Annotated in this window: 15 protein-coding genes; 5 read left to right on the top strand and 10 right to left on the bottom strand. The window is 37.3% G+C overall.

The window, feature by feature from the left end:
• Positions 1-31 precede the first annotated feature (31 nt).
• Together H7U17_RS08550 and H7U17_RS08545 are read left to right on the top strand one after the other, a co-directional pair.
• Positions 32-859, top strand: coding sequence for a PorV/PorQ family protein (locus H7U17_RS08550; protein WP_230981333.1), 828 nt, complete (start codon positions 32-34; stop codon positions 857-859).
• On the top strand, positions 856-2,958 hold the full coding sequence (locus H7U17_RS08545) for a ComEA family DNA-binding protein (protein ID WP_186756290.1): 2,103 nt from the start codon (positions 856-858) through the stop codon (positions 2,956-2,958). The genes H7U17_RS08550 and H7U17_RS08545 overlap by 4 nt, the downstream gene beginning before the upstream one ends.
• Positions 2,959-2,975: 17 nt before the next feature.
• Here the strand turns inward: H7U17_RS08545 and mscL are convergent, their stop codons facing one another.
• Complete coding sequence (gene mscL, locus H7U17_RS08540; protein WP_186756289.1) at positions 2,976-3,392, bottom strand: large-conductance mechanosensitive channel protein MscL; 417 nt, start codon at positions 3,390-3,392, stop codon at positions 2,976-2,978.
• Between the two features lie 192 nt (positions 3,393-3,584).
• Between mscL and H7U17_RS08535 the strand changes: the two genes are divergently transcribed.
• Together H7U17_RS08535 and H7U17_RS08530 are read left to right on the top strand one after the other, a co-directional pair.
• A complete protein-coding gene (locus H7U17_RS08535; RefSeq protein WP_186756288.1) occupies positions 3,585-5,636 on the top strand; it encodes a S9 family peptidase in 2,052 nt (683 codons plus the stop codon).
• Between the two features lie 558 nt (positions 5,637-6,194).
• Positions 6,195-6,941, top strand: coding sequence for a 4'-phosphopantetheinyl transferase family protein (locus H7U17_RS08530; protein ID WP_230981331.1), 747 nt, complete (start codon positions 6,195-6,197; stop codon positions 6,939-6,941).
• 120 nt (positions 6,942-7,061) lie between these two features.
• On the opposite strand, the gene H7U17_RS08525 is transcribed toward H7U17_RS08530, so the two are convergent.
• The 7 genes from H7U17_RS08525 to H7U17_RS08495 form a co-directional block, all read right to left on the bottom strand.
• Positions 7,062-7,286 carry a hypothetical protein gene (locus H7U17_RS08525; RefSeq protein ID WP_186756287.1) on the bottom strand — a complete coding sequence of 75 codons (225 nt, stop codon included), beginning with the start codon at positions 7,284-7,286 and terminating at the stop codon, positions 7,062-7,064.
• A 189-nt stretch (positions 7,287-7,475) separates the two neighbouring features.
• Positions 7,476-9,536 carry a methionine--tRNA ligase gene (metG, locus tag H7U17_RS08520; protein WP_186756286.1) on the bottom strand — a complete coding sequence of 687 codons (2,061 nt, stop codon included), beginning with the start codon at positions 9,534-9,536 and terminating at the stop codon, positions 7,476-7,478.
• A 103-nt stretch (positions 9,537-9,639) separates the two neighbouring features.
• A complete protein-coding gene (locus H7U17_RS08515) occupies positions 9,640-10,824 on the bottom strand; it encodes an MFS transporter (protein WP_186756285.1) in 1,185 nt (394 codons plus the stop codon).
• 324 nt (positions 10,825-11,148) lie between these two features.
• Positions 11,149-11,640 (bottom strand): DUF6691 family protein, encoded by a 492-nt coding sequence (locus tag H7U17_RS08510; protein ID WP_186756284.1) that lies wholly within the window; start codon positions 11,638-11,640, stop codon positions 11,149-11,151.
• A 13-nt stretch (positions 11,641-11,653) separates the two neighbouring features.
• The gene (locus H7U17_RS08505; RefSeq protein WP_186756283.1) at positions 11,654-12,235 is read right to left on the bottom strand and encodes a YeeE/YedE family protein; all 582 of its coding nucleotides are present in this window, start codon (positions 12,233-12,235) and stop codon (positions 11,654-11,656) included.
• A 64-nt stretch (positions 12,236-12,299) separates the two neighbouring features.
• A complete protein-coding gene (locus H7U17_RS08500; RefSeq protein ID WP_186756282.1) occupies positions 12,300-13,721 on the bottom strand; it encodes an MBL fold metallo-hydrolase in 1,422 nt (473 codons plus the stop codon).
• Between the two features lie 162 nt (positions 13,722-13,883).
• Positions 13,884-14,687 (bottom strand): sulfite exporter TauE/SafE family protein, encoded by an 804-nt coding sequence (locus H7U17_RS08495; protein WP_186756281.1) that lies wholly within the window; start codon positions 14,685-14,687, stop codon positions 13,884-13,886.
• A gap of 211 nt (positions 14,688-14,898) precedes the next feature.
• On the opposite strand from H7U17_RS08495, the gene H7U17_RS08490 reads away from it, so the two are divergent.
• Positions 14,899-15,723 (top strand): universal stress protein, encoded by an 825-nt coding sequence (locus tag H7U17_RS08490; protein ID WP_186756280.1) that lies wholly within the window; start codon positions 14,899-14,901, stop codon positions 15,721-15,723.
• A gap of 1 nt (position 15,724) precedes the next feature.
• Here H7U17_RS08490 and H7U17_RS08485 read toward each other — a convergent pair whose 3' ends face one another.
• Both H7U17_RS08485 and H7U17_RS08480 read right to left on the bottom strand, forming a co-directional pair.
• Positions 15,725-16,390, bottom strand: coding sequence for a Crp/Fnr family transcriptional regulator (locus H7U17_RS08485; RefSeq protein WP_186756279.1), 666 nt, complete (start codon positions 16,388-16,390; stop codon positions 15,725-15,727).
• Positions 16,391-16,395: 5 nt separating this feature from the next.
• A complete protein-coding gene (locus tag H7U17_RS08480) occupies positions 16,396-16,980 on the bottom strand; it encodes an acetyltransferase (protein WP_186756278.1) in 585 nt (194 codons plus the stop codon).
• Positions 16,981-17,302: the final 322 nt, after the last annotated feature.

Below are 17,302 nucleotides of genomic sequence, written 5' to 3'. Positions count from 1 at the left end.
TCCTCATATTTTTCATTTGACTTTTTGCTGTATGATAAAATTACAATGTCCACTTTTTTGGGCAATGTTTCTGACAGCTACCTTTTCTTTTGCACAAAACGGTTCAGAAACATCCCCTAAAGGAGCACGAAGTGTTGGTATGGCCAATGCAAATACTAGTCTAATCGACCCATGGAGTATTTTCAACAATATAGGTGCCATGGGGCAAATGGATAATAATGCCATCTTCTGTGCTTATGATCATCGTCTAGGTATAAATGAGCTTACCACTCTAGCTGCTGGAGCAACCCTTATCAGTCAATATGGTGTTGTCGGCCTAAGCCTTTCCAGCTATGGAGGAGAGCTATTTAACCAAAAATCTTTGGGCCTTGGTTTTTCCCACCAAATTGACAAAAACAGCTTTGGACTGAAAATCAACTACCTACAAACCAATATAGAAGGTTATGGAAAAAGAGGCGTTCCAATCATTGAGTTTGGAGGCTTAAGTCAAATTATACCCGAATTAAGTTTTGGTTTACACGTTTTCAATATTGCAAGAGCCAAACTCAGCCCTCATTCCAATGATTACTTACCCACAGTCATAAAATCAGGAATATGTTTTAAACCTACAGAAAACTTAAAAGTAAACATAGAAGCTGAAAAAGATATTTTATTAAAACCTGTGGCAAAAATTGGTATTGAATACGGGTTCACAAAAAGATTTTGGGCCAGATGTGGTCATCAATCCAACCCCTCTAATTTGCATTTCGGAATCGGCTTTAAACCAAAAAACTTTAGTATCGACTATGCAGTGGCCCAAAACAACCAACTGGGCTTTACCCATCATTTTTCCTTCAACTATTTCATTAAGAAGCCATGAGCTTTCATAAAGAGATATGGATCACTCTACTTTTTAGTATCCTAATAGTCAATTGCTCTATAGGTCAATCCAATGAAGGTTTTGATGTAGAGGCATTTGCGGAAGAGCTTTTTGCTACGCAGGATGAGGACCTGAATTATGAAGCACTCTATGAAAACTTGCTCCAGATATACTTGAATCCTTTAGATCTAAATCAATGTACAGCCGATGAATTGCAATCCCTCTATATTTTAAGTCCATTACAAATACAAAGCTTTATGAATCATCGAAACACATTCGGTAAATTATTCTCAATATATGAATTACAGGCCATTCCTAATTTCAATATTTCAGTTATCAAAAAGCTAATGCCTTTTGTGAGCATAAACCCCAATACCAACAAAAAAAACGCAAAATTACCCAAGAGAATTATCTCTGAAAAAACAGCTTATCTCATCTACAGGTTAAAAACCAATCTGGAAACCCGAAAGGGGTTTACAGCTCCTGACACACTGGCAAACGGTCGGCTAACAAGTCGCTATTTAGGAAGCCCTGAAAGTCAGTATATCAGATTCAGATCACAACATAGCAAAGACTTTAGCTTCGGATTTACTTTGGATAAAGATGCAGGGGAAACTTTTGAATGGAACCCTAAGACCTATCAATATGGATTTAATTTTTTCAGCTACCACTTAAGCTTATACAACAAAGGAAATTGGAAAACTATTACCTTTGGAGACTATCAGGCCCAGTTTGGACAAGGTTTAGTGTTTGGAGCAGGATTTTCAGTAGGGAAAGGTGCTGAAACCATCACGACCACCAGAAGAAGTTCCACAGGGATCAAGCCCTTTACATCAGCGATAGAGAACGGTTATTTTAGAGGAATAAGTGCTACTTACGCTAAAGGAAATTTTGAAGGGACCATCATTTTATCCCATGTGCACAGAGACGCTTCAGTAGAATGGCCGGACAGCACCAATGAAAGCAGTCGATATATCAGATCACTTCCAGAAAGTGGTTACCATAGAACTCTAACTGAAACCGCCCAAAAAGCAAGTGCCTGGGAACAAAATATTGGAGGAAACCTTACCTATTTCTCACAAAACAAAAATTTACAAATTGGAATCAATTCACTGGTCACAAATTTCAAACACCCCTATTTAAGGCAAAGGCAAATTTATAATGCTTTTGAATTTAGGGGACAAACCAACCATATACATAGCACCTACTTTTCCTTCAACCATCAAAATTACTTTTTCTTTGGTGAAGGAGCCATTTCAAAAAGTTCCGGTAAGGCATTTGTTTTTGGGGTAATGAGTAGTCTAAGCAAGCACTTTGACTTTGTTTTTCATATCAGAGATTTTGATAGAAATTTCCACAGCTTCTATGGAAATGCATTCAGCGAAAGCTCTCGCCCCATCAATGAAAAAGGAATTTATCTTGGGCTCAACTACCAAGCCAACAGAAAATGGAAATGGAGTGTCTATATAGACCAGTTTAAATTCCCTTGGCTTAAATATAGAAGCTATTCGACTTCATCAGGTTATGAATGGTTACAACGCATCACCTATTCAAACAAGAAAAAATTAACTCTTTATTTTCAAATAAGAGAGGAAGAGAAAGATCGAAATATCACTGCAAACCTCAATGACCAACCCGCATACCAAGTTTCAACAGGAAAAAAGAGAAACTATACCTTAAACTTAGATCAAAACATCAGTAAAAATTATTCAACTCGTACGCGGATTCAATGGAGTTCCTTTGATTATAACCAGAAAAGGACCAGCGGATACGCCATTGCCCAAGATTTCAACGCTGCCTTTGGAAAATGGAAATGGAGCGGACGAATAGCCTTTTTTGACACTGAAGATTATGACAATAGACAGTATATCTATGAGAAGAATGTGCTTTGGGCATTCTCAATCCCCAGTTACTATGGACAAGGAATGAGGTATTATTTACTTAGTCAATTTAAAGCCTCCAGAAAACTAAACATTTGGCTAAGGTGGAGCAGGTCTATTTATACAGACCGTGAATCCATTGGATCAGGCCTTCAAGAAGTGAAAGGTAATACCCTTAGTGATATCACCTTTCAGGTCAGATACCAATTTAATAAATAAGATAATTATTAAACAGCCTATTTTTCTTTCAAAATATCCCTTATTTCTGTCAACAACACTTCTTCTTTGCTTGGAGCAGGTGGCGGTGTCGGCTTTGCTTCTTCTTTCTTTTTCAAATTATTCATGGTTCTGATAGCCATAAAAATAACAAAAGCAATAATCAAAAAGTCTATTACCATCTGTATGAAATTCCCATACTTGATGGCCACAGCAGCAGTTTCAACGCCTTCGGAAGTGACCGTGGCCTCTTTCAATACATACATTAATTCCTTGAAGTTCACACCACCAATCGCCAAACCTATTGGGGGCATAATAATATCATTAACCAGTGAAGAAACTATTTTACCGAAAGCTCCTCCTATGATAACAGCCACTGCCAGATCAACGACATTGCCTTTCAGGGCAAACTTCTTAAACTCTTGTAAAAAACCCATATTAAATTAATAATTAACAGTTTAAACACAATTTCCAACTAAAAATCAAATAATAAATTACGAATAAATATTAATGCTGCAACATATCAAGCAAAATAATTCATATAAGATGATCCTGCTTATTTGTAGGCTTCTACCCATACCCTTATTAAATTTGTAACCATAAAAACATGAAATTCTTATCGCTATAATATGAATATACCAACCCCTCCAAAAGCTGCAATAAAACCACACAAAATCAGCTTTCATGAGCACACAAGAATTGATCCTTACTATTGGATGAATGATCGAAATAATCCTGATGTAATCAATTATTTAAATCAGGAAAATGATTTTCTTAAAGCATCCCTTGCTCATACAGAAGACCTACAAAAAGAATTGTTTGAGGAAATGAAGGGTCGCATAAAAGAGGATGATGAGAGTGTTCCCTATTTCAAAGATGGTTTCTACTATTACACCAAGTATATAACTGGAGGTGAATACCCAATTTTTTGTAGGAAAGCACAAAGTCTAGAAGGCGAAGAAAAAATTATTCTAGATGTAAATAAGTTGGCTGAAAATCAAGAATACTTCAACGTTAATAGCTTGGGCATCTCCACCAATCAGCAGTTATTGGCTTTTTCTCAGGATAATATTGGAAGAAGGATTTATACCATAAAATTTAAAGACCTTAATTCAGGAGCAATACTTTCAGACGAAATCAGTAATGTAACAGGAAATCTGGCCTGGGCAAATGACAATCAAACCATCTTCTATTCAAAACAAGATCCCAATACCTTAAGATCTTTCCAAATCTTCAAACATAAAATCGGAACAAGTCAGGATAAGGACGAATTAATATTTGAAGAAAAAGATGACACCTTTACCTGTCACATCAGCAAATCCAAATCAAAACAATATCTATTCATTTGCAGTGAAAGTACCGTTTCTACTGAAATTAGATTTTTAAATGCAGATGAACCGAATGGTAAAATTCAGTTGATCCAAGATAGAGAACGAGACCTAGAATATCATGCGGACCATTTTGGTGAAGACTTTCTAATCATGACAAACCATGATAAAGCCAGCAACTTCAAACTGGTAAAAGCTCCCGTATTAAGCCCTAGAAAAGAAAACTGGGAAGACGTTATTCCTCACAGAGAGGATGTTTTACTTGAGGGCTTCGAAGTTTTTGAAGATTACCTGGTACTAGAAGAAAGATTTAATGGACTTACTAGGATCCAGGTAAATCCTTGGAACGGCAACAAGCCTCACTATATTGAGTTTGCTGAGCCTACCTATTCTGCGTGGACAAGCTATAATCCCGAGTTTTCGACCAAACTACTCAGACTTGGCTATAACTCCCTTACCACTCCTTCTTCCACTTACGATTATAATATGGAAACAGGAGAACAGACATTATTGAAAAGGCAGGAAATAATAGGAGGATATAATCCCGAGCATTACCAGTCCGAAAGGTTATGGGCAAAAGCCGAGGATGACACAATGATCCCTATTTCTTTGGTGTATAAAAAGTCTAGCTTCAAAAAAGACGGAAGCAGCCCTTTGCTTCAATACGCCTATGGCTCTTATGGTTATAGCACAGATGCTCTTTTCAGTTCCAATAGACTTTCCTTATTGAATAGAGGTTTTGTATTTGCAATAGCCCATATCAGAGGGGGGCAAGAAATGGGACGTTATTGGTACGAAGATGGAAAAATGCTACAGAAGAAAAACACCTTTACTGATTTCATCTGTTGTTCAGAGTATTTAATTAGTCAAAAATACACCCATCCTGATAAACTGTTCGCTATGGGCGGAAGTGCTGGAGGGCTTTTAATGGGCGCAGTAATCAATATAAAGCCTGAATTGTACAAAGGGGTAATTGCTGCAGTGCCATTTGTGGATGTAGTTACCACCATGCTTGATGAAAGTATTCCGCTTACCACAGGGGAATTTGATGAATGGGGAAATCCGAAGGAAAAGGAATATTACGATTATATGCTATCCTACTCCCCATATGACAATATTGAGAAAAAAGACTATCCTAATTTATTGGTTACTTCCGGACTGCATGACAGTCAGGTCCAATATTGGGAACCTACTAAATGGGTCGCCAAATTAAGAACAGAAAAGACCAATAACAATCTCCTACTGCTATATACAAATATGGAAGCTGGCCATGGAGGTGCTTCAGGTCGTTTTCAGTCGTTGAAAGAAACGGCATTGGAATACGCCTTTATTCTTGATTTGGCTAAAAACTAAAAAAGTATTAAAAAGGAGGTGGAATTTAATTAGCCTTCCTCCTTTTTATAATTTCACTTTTCCCATTTCTCTTGATATTCCAGAAACTTGTTAGGCATTTTCAGCTATTAGAAGGCATTAGATGCTCTCTAATTCATTTGAGGCTATAATGAATAAATCATCGGTGATATAAAATTGATGTAATATTTTTTTCTTACTCATTTCTCTTTTTATAACAGACAATTACTTTTTTATCTAATTCATTTTTTTAAGTTTAAAATACATTTTTTATAATTTAAAATTTAATTAGATTTACTATAATAACAGTTGGTTTAACCAACTATATGCCACCTCCCTATATAAACCAAAGGAATATAATCCAATAATTGATATAGCAAGAAGCTAAGCAAAATCAGAAATCTAATTGTAATTCAAAAATTACACACACTGCTTATCTTACTTGGAAATATTCGTTGAATAAAAGAAACGCCCTAATCCAAATTAAATGAAGTGGAAAACCATGTGAATTCTGCATATTTCAGTGCTGAATTAGCACGTCTTGGAAGAAAACTAAAAACTATGATGAATAGTCATTTGTTTATCAGCAAAATCCGTTGTAGCACAGTTTTACTTCCCAATTGGACTGATCAATCAGATTTTATCATCGATGACCATGTCGATGTTTGGCGGCTTCCTATAGACAAAATAAAGACAAAGGTTAAGAGCTTTCTTAAATTCCTTAGTCCACAGGAAACCAAAGTGATGAACAAGCTCAAAAAGGAAAGTGAAAAGATGCACTACATACTTGGAAAAGGGTTCCTCAAAGTACTTACGTCCAAATATTTGGATTGTGCTCCTATGGACATTGAAATCGAACTTGGGATGAATGACAAGCCCTATATAAAGGATGTCAGTGAATTCAACTTCAATATTTCCTATGCTCAAAACTGGGTTGTTTTCGGTTTCTGTAATGAAGAGGTTGGAGTGGATATTGAATACGTAGACAAAAAATTAAATTTTTTCCCTTTAATTGATGAATGGTTCACTCAGCCGGAAGCCCACTTTATAGAAAGGGCCTATTCACCAAGGCATGAATTTTATAAATTATGGACCCGAAAAGAATCCCTCCTGAAAGCCACTTCTTTAGGAACAGTGGAAGACCTGCAAATGATAAATTGCCTAGATGGCATACAGTATATACCCTATGAAGTAGGCAGAGGCTTTTCAGACTGGAAAATCAAAAGTCTTTTGATGGATGAGTTCTACTTACTAAGCATCTCATTTCCTGTCCACCTTAGAAAAATAAGATTCTTTGAAATTCATTAATCCCAAGCAATAAAAAAGATCACAGCCTATCCATACCCCTATCGGAAATAACTCAAATCAATAGAAGATCAGTACTATCTAAGACTAAAACATATTTCGGGATAAACTTAGCGGTCAGCATCAATCGTCTGAGAAAAGAACTGTATTATTTTGGGTAGAGCAGCAATGTGGACACACACTGACCTCGTCAAATTTTCTTTCGGCACTTCTCAATGCCTCCTTATAATTATTAAAAGGCCCCAAGTAGGTCAGACTATCCATACTAGGCATTTTAGCACAACCTTGAACATGGACTTCATGTCCCTCGTCGTTAGGTAAAAAGTTCGTTAGATAAAAGAATACCATTGTTGTTGATGTTTAGAAGATTTAAAAGTAAAATTAAGTGATCCGACAATATGAAAAAATACCCCATCTAGGGTATTTTTATCATAAAACCACTGATTTTTGTAATTCAAACACTTCTAATTGGTATCCAAAAAAAAATAAAAGAACCGCAAAATAATTTCGCGGTTCTTTATATTGACTATTAAATCATCAACTTATTGGAGATCCTGGAGCCGTTGAATCATGTGGAACCATTAATTTCAAACTTCCATCCTTATCTTCTGCCATTAAAATCATTCCTTCTGAATCAACTCCCATCATTTTTCGTGGAGCTAGATTGATCAACATGGTCACTTGCTTTCCTATCAGTTCCTCAGGCGTAAAATGTTCAGCAATGCCACTTAGCACTGTACGTTTCTCTATCCCTGCATCTACTGTTAACTTAAGTAACTTTTTGGACTTCTTAATTTTCTCTGCTTCAAGGATAGTGACCACCCTCAAATCCTGTTTTAAGAAATCATCAAAAACGATAGTATCTTTCACTGAAGGAACTGTTGCGTTAGCCGCTTCATTTTGCTTTTTAGCTTCCATTAACTTTTGAACTTGTGCTGCTACAATATCATCCTCTATTTTCTCAAAGAGTAATTCAGCCTTTCCTATTCCCTCACCACCTTTAAGAAGGTTTCCTGAACCGGCATCCGACCAATTCAAGTCTTTTATCCCCAATATACCGTTAAGTTTTTCCGCCGTAAATGGCAAAAACGGCTGTGATACAATGGCCAAATTACTAGCAATGTTCAAGGCGATATTAAGAATAGTAGCCGTTCTTTCCTTGTCCTGCTTAATGGTCTTCCAAGGCTCCGTATCCGCTAAATACTTATTACCCAATCTGGCAAAGTCCATCACTAGACTCAGTGCTTCTCTAAACCTATATTTTTCAATAGAAGAAGCTATTTTATCAGGGAAGCTTTCCAATGCTGTCAAGACTTCTTTATCATATTCGGAAAGCTCGGCTCTTTGAGGAACAACTCCATCAAAGTATTTATGTGTAAGGACTACTGCCCTATTCACAAAATTCCCGAATATGGCAACCAACTCTGAGTTATTCCTACTTTGAAAATCTTTCCAAGTAAAATCATTATCCTTTGTTTCTGGAGCATTAGCTGTTAACACGTAGCGTAAAACGTCTTGTTTACCAGGAAAGTCTTTTAAGTACTCATGTAACCAAACCGCCCAGTTTCGTGAAGTGGATATTTTATCTCCCTCCAAGTTCAAAAACTCGTTGGCTGGTACATTATCCGGCAAAACATATTCACCATGTGTTTTAAGAATAGCTGGAAAAATAATGCAATGGAACACAATATTATCCTTGCCTATGAAATTTACCAACTTAGTATTTTCATCTTTCCAATATGGTTCCCAATCAACACCTTTTGCTGCTGCCCATTCCTTAGTAGAAGAAATATACCCAATAGGGGCATCAAACCAAACATACAACACTTTACCTTCAGCACCTTCAATTGGAACGGGAATACCCCAGTCCATATCTCTGGTCATTGATCTTGCCTGCAACCCATCACCAGTTTCCAACCAAGACCGACACTGGCCCAACACATTGTTTTTCCAATCTTCTTTGTGTTCAACCAATATCCAGTTTTTCAAAAAGTCCGTGTACTTGGCCAAGTCCAAAAACCAATGTTTAGTTTCCTTAAGAACAGGGCTGTTTCCACTTAATTTTGATTTTGGATTGATCAGGTCTGTAGGATTTAATGAAGTCCCACATTTTTCACACTGGTCTCCATAGGCATTTTCATAACCACACTTAGGACAAGTCCCTTCTATATATCGGTCAGCCAGAAATTGCCCAGCCTCTTCATCATAGTATTGTTCAGTAGACTGCTCTAAGAATTCTCCCTTTTCATATAAATCGGTAAAAAATTCTGAAGCTGTTTCATGATGAATGGGAGCACTAGTTCTAGAATAATGGTCAAAACTTATCCCAAATTCCTCAAAACTCCCTTTCATGATCCCATGGTATCTATCCACAATATCCTGAGGAGAAACACCTTCTTTTTTAGCTTTTATGGTAATTGCTACACCATGTTCATCCGAACCACAAATATAGGCAACATCTTTGCCCATAGAACGGAGATAACGTACATAAATATCTGAAGGGATATAACACCCTGCCAAATGGCCTATATGTAAAGGACCATTAGCATATGGTAATGCTGATGTTACGGTATATCTTTTAAAATCTTTTTTGCTCATAGGCTGCAAAGATAGGGAAATTTGATTTTTTAAGCGGATAATATAGGCATCGATTTCAGTTACTTGAAATCATAAGCTCCTACATCATTTGATCATTCTATACTCAGGTCAATGATCTTGTTGCTTTGATTTTCTTTGGGGATTTATGAGAATCAAAAATCTGTGTTTTTATACTCACCAATAAGGTGATACAAGTACCCATTACTGCAATCAGGACAAAAGACACCTTCAGATCAAACAGTTCAGCGACAAAACCAATCAAAGGCGGCCCCAATAAAAACCCAAAAAAGGAAATGGTAGACACTAAAGCCAAGGCAATACTTGGAGAATACATCTTGGACCTTCCTGCAATACTGTACGAAAGTGGAATTACAGATGCAGTGCCAAATCCCACCAAAAGGAAACCTATAATTGCCGTACTCACCTGCGGAAACACTACCGCGAGCACCAAGCCTATTCCAATCAAAACCCCACTTATCCTCAACATGATAATTTTCCCCCATTTATTGGCCAATGCATCTGAAAAGAACCTACCTGAAGCCATTGCTCCCATAAACGCTACATAACCCAATGGGACGATACTAGGTGAGGCCAATACTACTTTTTTCAAATAAACCCCACTCCAATCAAACATACAGCCTTCACACATCATCCCAAAAAAGCCTACCAATCCTACCCGAAGTAAAATAGCGTCCGGCTTCTTAAGCACAAGTCCTCCAGCTCCTGTATTTTTTTCTTCTTTATACAATAAATTATAACTAGAAATCAAGATGGAAACCATTATCCCCGCCACTATCCAATAATGTTCTTGGGGAGCCATATTCAATTTAATCATTAAAGCACCTATCCCTGCTCCAGCAAAACCGGCAAGGCTCCATAGACCATGAAAAGAAGCCAAAATACTTCGGGCATAATTATCCTCCACAATCAAGGCCTGGGTATTCAAGGATATATTCATAATATTTCCCAACATACCAAAAACAACTACCGCAGCACCTAACTGAAAAACAGAATTCATGAATCCTAAACTCAATAAGGACAAGGCATAAGCTATACTTCCCCAAATAATCACAGTTCTGCTACCATATTTATCTACCGCCCATCCAGCCAAAGGCAAAGCCACCAATGAGCCCAGAGGCATACCAAGCAACAATGTACCTAGCTGTCCCTCACTCAAATCAAAAATCTGCTGAAAATCAGGAATCCTGGAAGCCCAAGAAGCAAAACTTAAGCCGGCAAGAAAAAAAAGACTACTCAAGGCTATCCGCCTCTTTCTTAATAAATTCATAGGTATCGCCATCGTATTACAACACAAAGTAATGGACTTTTTTAGTATATCTAAAGCCTAAAGATTTTTAAAAATCATATCAACCGTTTGCATAAAGAGAGATTTCTGAAATAAATCAACATCTGCAGATTTATCCTTAAATTACAAGCTAAACAATGAGGAATATATGGAATTTGTTATAGCAGGAGTCACCGTCATATTGGCCATCCTTTTAATCAGAATTATTTACAAAAAAGTATTCTAGTGAATTCATAATTTTAAAAATCAAAAAAAAATGGACATACCCAGTATATCCATTTTTTTCCTTGCTTTACTTTTTCATGCTTAATTAGGGAGCTTATCAGCAAATTTCCCATATACCCAGGTTCCAGCAAGCGCACTCACTAGAGTAACTGCAACTACTGTAAAACCTGTTCCTATCTGCGCAAACAATGGCCCTGGACAAGCACCAGTTAATGCCCAACCTAAACCAAATATAAATCCACCAATAATCTGTCCTTTTCTAAACTCTTTATCTTGAATCTTTATTTTTTCACCAGAGATAGTTTTTATATTGAATTTCTTAATCAATAAGATAGAAATCATCCCTACCACTACAGCAGAGCCAATCACTCCATACATAAAGAAGGATTGCAACCTGAACATTTCTTGAATTCTAAACCAAGAAATCACTTCTGATTTCACCAGGATTATTCCAAAGAACACCCCTACTACCATATACTTAAGTAGTGCTAGACCAGTTTCCTGAGACCTTTGTAAATTAGGAGCCTCACACTCAATCGGAGTATCAATTTCTCTTTCTATTGTTGTTTTCATAAATTTCTAATCTTTAAAATCCAGCCAACTTCATTAATGAAGGCAAAAACAGATGGGTCATCGCAAATCCTCCTAACATAAAGAAAATAGTCGCGACTACTGACGGCCATTGTAAATTACTAATTCCCATAATGGCGTGCCCTGAAGTACAACCTCCCGCGTATCGCGTACCGAAACCTACCAGAAAACCACCAAACACAAAAAACACAAGACCTTTCATACTGAAGACATTTTCCCAAGAAAATATCTCTGAAGGCAATAAGTTATTGTACTGGCTAATTCCCAAAGCAGCTAAGTCAGCTTGCGTACTTTCTGCCACTACGACAGCATCAGGATTTGAGAAGAAGAAACCTGCAATAATTCCTCCCAAAAACACTCCGCCCACGAAATATAAATTCCATGCTTCTTTTCTCCAGTTATAGGAGAAAAATGGGATCTTAGCAGGCACACAAGCAGCACAAACATGCCTCAAGGAGGATGAAATCCCAAAAGATTTATTCCCTAATAAGAGTAATGCAGGAACGGTAAGTCCCAATAGCGGCCCTGCTATGTACCAAGGCCATGGCTGGCTAATCCAGTCAATAATATTTCCCATAATTATTTTTATTAATCAAAAGAGGGGAAACCCCTCTTTTGTGATTATATTCTATTTCAACTAATTACAATTTTGTACTTGGACATACATATGCTGTCAATTCAAACTTTTCTGATTCTTTGATCGCTTTGAATCCACCATCTATATCCACTAATTGATCATAACCTCTTGCTCTTAAAATTGAAGCGAAGATCATAGATCGATAACCTCCCGCACAATGCACATAGTATTTCTTGTCTTTATCTATGCTATCCATATGCTCATTGATATAGTCCAGAGGATTATTTTCTGCTCCTATAACATGCTCGCTTTCATATTCACTGGTCTTCCTGACATCCAGGATATTCACATCTTCTCCAGACTCCTTAATTTTTACCAATTCTGATACTGGAATAGATTCAATATGATCTACTTCTTTACCAGAATTTTTCCAGCTTTCAAAGCCTCCTTTCAGGAACCCTATAGCATGATCATAACCTACTCTTGCCAATCGAGTAATCACTTCTTCCTCACGTCCTTCATCAGCAACTACTAATATCTCCTGTTTGACATCCGGAATCATAGTTCCTACCCACACAGCAAAGCTTCCATCTATGCCAATATTGATAGAATTTGGAATGAAGCCATTGGCAAACACTTGGGGAGCACGGGTATCTAGTAGTATAGCTCCTGTCTCATTGGCCACCTGCTCAAACTCGGAAGGATTTAATGCCCTTTCTCCTCTTTCCAGTACTTCATCAATACTATCATACCCCTCGATATTCATCATCACATTTTGAGGAAAATAAGCCGGCGGAGGAGTAAGACCTGTGATCAACTTATCGATAAACTCCTCTTTGCTCATCTCTTGCAGAGCATAATTGGTTTTCTTCTGATTGCCCAATGTATCAGATGTCTCTTTACTCATGTTTTTACCACATGCACTTCCTGCTCCATGAGCTGGGTAAACAATAATATCATCTGGCAAGACCATGATTTTATTTCTCAACGAATCATAAAGGTGACCAGCTTGCTTTTCTTGGGTCAGATCTTCAGACACCTTCTGTGCCAAATCTGGCCTTCCCACATCACCTATAAATAAGGTATCACCCGTGAAAATCGCTTCTTCTTTGCCTTCCTCATTGATAAGCAAATAACAAGTACTTTCCATAGTGTGCCCAGGTGTATGAATGGCTCGAATGATAATATCACCCACTTTAAATTCTTCACCATCCTTGGCAATTTTTGCATCAAAACCTAAATGGGCTTCTGTAGGGCCAAAGACAATTTCTGCCCCAGTCTTCTTTGCCAAATCCTTGTGACCTGACACGAAGTCTGCATGGAAATGTGTTTCGAATACATATTTGATTTTGGCCTCATTTCTCTTGGCCTTTTCAATGTAAGGCTCTACTTCTCTCAGTGGATCTATGATGACAGCTTCACCATTTGACTCTACATAATAAGCTCCTTGAGCCAGACATCCCGTATAAATTTGTTCTATTTTCATTTTGTTCTTTTTCTAATTTTAAAGACGCGGTTATTTAAAGTATTGATCTGCAATTCCGAACTCTTCTAAGTCCTATTTGCTGATATATTATGTTACAAAACTAAGTTTTAGAATGATCAGAATAAGTGACTTCTATCACATTCCACTTAACGGATCATGGAATTAAATCCCAAATATCTCTTTGACTAGAATATAAATCCCCATGATCAGGACAAACCATCCAAATCCTTTCTTGAGTGAGCTATCATTGATCTTTTTGGAAAGCATACTTCCTACAAATATCCCAATTATCGAAAGCCCTGTAAATATTAACAAAAACCTCCAATCAATGGTTTGGGTACTCAAGTCTCCGGTAAATCCCAATAATGATTTCGCAGAAATAATCAATAACGAAGTACCCACAGCCTTTTTCATCGGCAATTTGGCCAATAGAACCAGAGCAGGAATAATCAAAAAACCTCCCCCTGCACCGACAATGCCAGTAACAGTTCCTTCAAAAAGCCCCTGAAGTGCTATCAAAGGATAATTGAGTGTTTTATTATCTTTCTCAGGGACCAGCTTTTTGCCATTTTTGATCATGGAATAGGCCGCAGCCACCATTATCACTGCAAAGAATACCATTATAGCTACATCGCGGGACAAGGATATCCCCTGAAATGTAAACAACACCTCCGGAAGGGAATGCACGATATACCGCCTTGTTAAAAATACGGCTGCAAAAGAAGGCAAGGCAAAAACCCAAGCAGTCTTATAGGAGATACTTCCCCTTCTCATATAAGAGAAAGATCCAACCAATGACGTACTACCTACTACAAATAAGGAATAAGCGGTAGCCAGAACGGGAGAAACACCCATCAAATAAACCAAAATTGGGACTGTCAAAATTGAACCACCTCCACCTATCAATCCTAAACTGATACCAATAAGCGTTGCGGCCAGAAATCCCAGTAGTGTATATAAATCCATTTACTAATCTTCTTTAATTAAATTTTATACAAAACTAAAGCATCAACCAGCCTCTCGCGGTGACATTTGTTACACTTTGGATTGCTTCTCCTGTATTTACCTGATTTATATCATAATATATTTCATCAAATACCATGTACCAATAACCAAATTCTATTGGGAAAATGTCGTGAAGTAATTATATTAATGAAATAAATCGGCAATGACAATCATGAAAATACTATTAGCTACTGATTTCTCAGAAAATGCCCAAAATGCTTTTCAGTTTGCAAAAGAACTCGCAAAAGCACATCATGGCTCCCTTAGATTATTATTTGCCTATACTCCTGTCTTTGACTTTGCTGCCCAATTGGCCGAGTATATAGTGGCCATAGAAAAACAGGCCAATAAGGAAATGGAAAAATTGAAGACCCAAGCAAAAAAAGAAGGGTTAAAAGTCTCATACCTAATAACGCAGGAAACTGCATCCACCGCAATCTGTTCGGAAGCAGAAAAGGAAAAATATGATTTGGTCATTGTAGGTACTAGTGGGGAAAGCAAAATTTCCCAAGCTTTTCTGGGTACGACTACCACAGAAGTCATCAAGCACTGCCCCAAGCCTGTATTATGTATTCCTCCTGAAGCAAAGTTCAAAAACATGAATACCATTTCTTTGGCAATGGAGTTAAACAAGGAAGATATTGCCTTCTTAGGCCAGTTGATCACACTCACCAAAGATTATAAACTCCCTTATAAAATCATTCATATAAAGGAAAAAGAAGGGATAACACAAGAAATTACTTTTTTCGAATTATCAGCCTACCTAAAAGATCGTTTCCCTGAACTCAATATCGGCTATGAGGAAATCGAAGCCCATGAAGTCAATAATGGCTTACAAAAATACGCCGAACAACACCCCCGAACCTTATTATCCATGTTCACCAGGCACAGGACCTTCTTCGATTATTTATTCAACAAAAGCCATTCTGCCGAATTGGCCCTACACACTACTGTTCCCTTGTTGGTCCTAAAATCTCAACAAAAAAACCAAGAATGATCTATACTTCGTTTTTCTTGATTAATTCATCAAAATCATCACGAATATAAATGATGTTTCTGCCTAATTCTATCCATTTCTTCTTTTCCAATTGCTTAAGCAACCTCGATATCACCTCCCTGGAAGTCCCCAGCTCATTTGCTATTTCCTGATGAGTGATCTGCAATTCATTGCTCCCGGTTTTTTCTCTTTTGGCCTGAATATACAAGGCCAGTCTCTGGTCCATTTTCAAGAAAGCCACAGCATCTAAAGCCTTCAACATCTCCTGAAATCTATTTTGATAGGTTTGCGTAACAAAGTCTTTCCACTGCCTGAACTCTTCACTCCACTTTTCATGCAACCTAACAGGAATAGAAATAATTGTGGTATCTTCCTCTGCAACAGCCTTGATTTCACTAGGCTTAGCAACATCACAGCAGGTCAATGATAACGCGCAAGTTTGCCCAGGATATAAATAATACAAGAAAAGCTCCTTACCTTCTGTATCCACTCTTAACACCTTAATGGCTCCTTCTAAAACAATAGGAACAGACTTGATAAACTGACCTGGCTCCATTATTGTCTCCCCAGCGCTAACCCTTTGTAAACTACCTTCTGATGCAATTTTTTCCAATAATGCCTGATCAGAAATACCTGTCAATTTTTCTTTAATTGCTAAAACTTCCATTTTAATTACTTTACTACACCATAAACAGTTTCACCATCATTAACATTCCTTAGCACTGTTGCCCCTGCTCCTATTATACAGTTTTTACCAATTTGAACTCCTGGCAACACAGTACTCCCTGCCCCGACCAAGCTTCCTTTGCCTACTTGAACTCCTCCACATAAAGTAGCTCTAGGTGCAATATGTACAAAATCACCAATCAAACAATCATGATCTACTACTGCCGAAGTATTGATAATCACATGCTTTCCTATCTGTGTACCTGGCTGGACTGTGGCCGAAGCCATGATCACGGTTCCTTCCGCATATCTGATATAATCATTAACTATGGCTTTTTCATGAATAACCACACCATACCATGCCCCCCTACCTAAGCGTTCATACACCTTTTCTCTTATGATATTATCACCTATGGCTATAATAAAACTATTATCATGATGGTCTTCACGCTCATTATAAACTTTTACGGGATAATGCAGGCAGGTTTTCAGCTCTTCATTATCATCAAAAACTCCACTGACATGAATTCCCCTGCTTTCCAACGCTGATATCACCACTTTACCATGGCCAGAAGCTCCAAAAATATACATGCTATTCTATTTCTTTTTGATGTAAATATAATTAACTAATCTGATTATCCACTATGATACCAATAACCAAAAATCCTTTGATGAAGTGATCAGAAACCTGAGGACCGAAGCGATTAATAGTTTAATTTAAATGATCTTTTCGTGCCTCTTTTAATCTTTAATGGTAAAATTTCAGAATTGTTTATTAACTAATCCAAAATTCCTTTTCCATTCAAATTTAACTATTTGCTTTAATGGACCTCCACCGCGCAATAATCAGGCTACTCTCTTTCTTCTTAATTCCCCCTACCTTAAAATAAATTCAAATTTTAAAACCAGTTAA

Source organism: Echinicola salinicaeni (genome assembly GCF_014280965.1).
In the GTDB taxonomy this organism is placed as follows: domain Bacteria; phylum Bacteroidota; class Bacteroidia; order Cytophagales; family Cyclobacteriaceae; genus Echinicola; species Echinicola salinicaeni.
This window is presented reverse-complemented; position numbering and strand designations above follow the sequence as displayed.

Coding starts and splice junctions, on each gene's coding strand:
- H7U17_RS08550 (WP_230981333.1), top strand. CDS start 32: ATGATAAAATTACAATGTCCACTTTTTTGGGCAATGTTTCTGACAGCT.
- H7U17_RS08545 (WP_186756290.1), top strand. CDS start 856: ATGAGCTTTCATAAAGAGATATGGATCACTCTACTTTTTAGTATCCTA.
- mscL (WP_186756289.1), bottom strand. CDS start 3,392: ATGGGTTTTTTACAAGAGTTTAAGAAGTTTGCCCTGAAAGGCAATGTC.
- H7U17_RS08535 (WP_186756288.1), top strand. CDS start 3,585: ATGAATATACCAACCCCTCCAAAAGCTGCAATAAAACCACACAAAATC.
- H7U17_RS08530 (WP_230981331.1), top strand. CDS start 6,195: ATGATGAATAGTCATTTGTTTATCAGCAAAATCCGTTGTAGCACAGTT.
- H7U17_RS08525 (WP_186756287.1), bottom strand. CDS start 7,286: ATGGTATTCTTTTATCTAACGAACTTTTTACCTAACGACGAGGGACAT.
- metG (WP_186756286.1), bottom strand. CDS start 9,536: ATGAGCAAAAAAGATTTTAAAAGATATACCGTAACATCAGCATTACCA.
- H7U17_RS08515 (WP_186756285.1), bottom strand. CDS start 10,824: ATGAATTTATTAAGAAAGAGGCGGATAGCCTTGAGTAGTCTTTTTTTT.
- H7U17_RS08510 (WP_186756284.1), bottom strand. CDS start 11,640: ATGAAAACAACAATAGAAAGAGAAATTGATACTCCGATTGAGTGTGAG.
- H7U17_RS08505 (WP_186756283.1), bottom strand. CDS start 12,235: ATGGGAAATATTATTGACTGGATTAGCCAGCCATGGCCTTGGTACATA.
- H7U17_RS08500 (WP_186756282.1), bottom strand. CDS start 13,721: ATGAAAATAGAACAAATTTATACGGGATGTCTGGCTCAAGGAGCTTAT.
- H7U17_RS08495 (WP_186756281.1), bottom strand. CDS start 14,687: ATGGATTTATATACACTACTGGGATTTCTGGCCGCAACGCTTATTGGT.
- H7U17_RS08490 (WP_186756280.1), top strand. CDS start 14,899: ATGAAAATACTATTAGCTACTGATTTCTCAGAAAATGCCCAAAATGCT.
- H7U17_RS08485 (WP_186756279.1), bottom strand. CDS start 16,390: ATGGAAGTTTTAGCAATTAAAGAAAAATTGACAGGTATTTCTGATCAG.
- H7U17_RS08480 (WP_186756278.1), bottom strand. CDS start 16,980: ATGTATATTTTTGGAGCTTCTGGCCATGGTAAAGTGGTGATATCAGCG.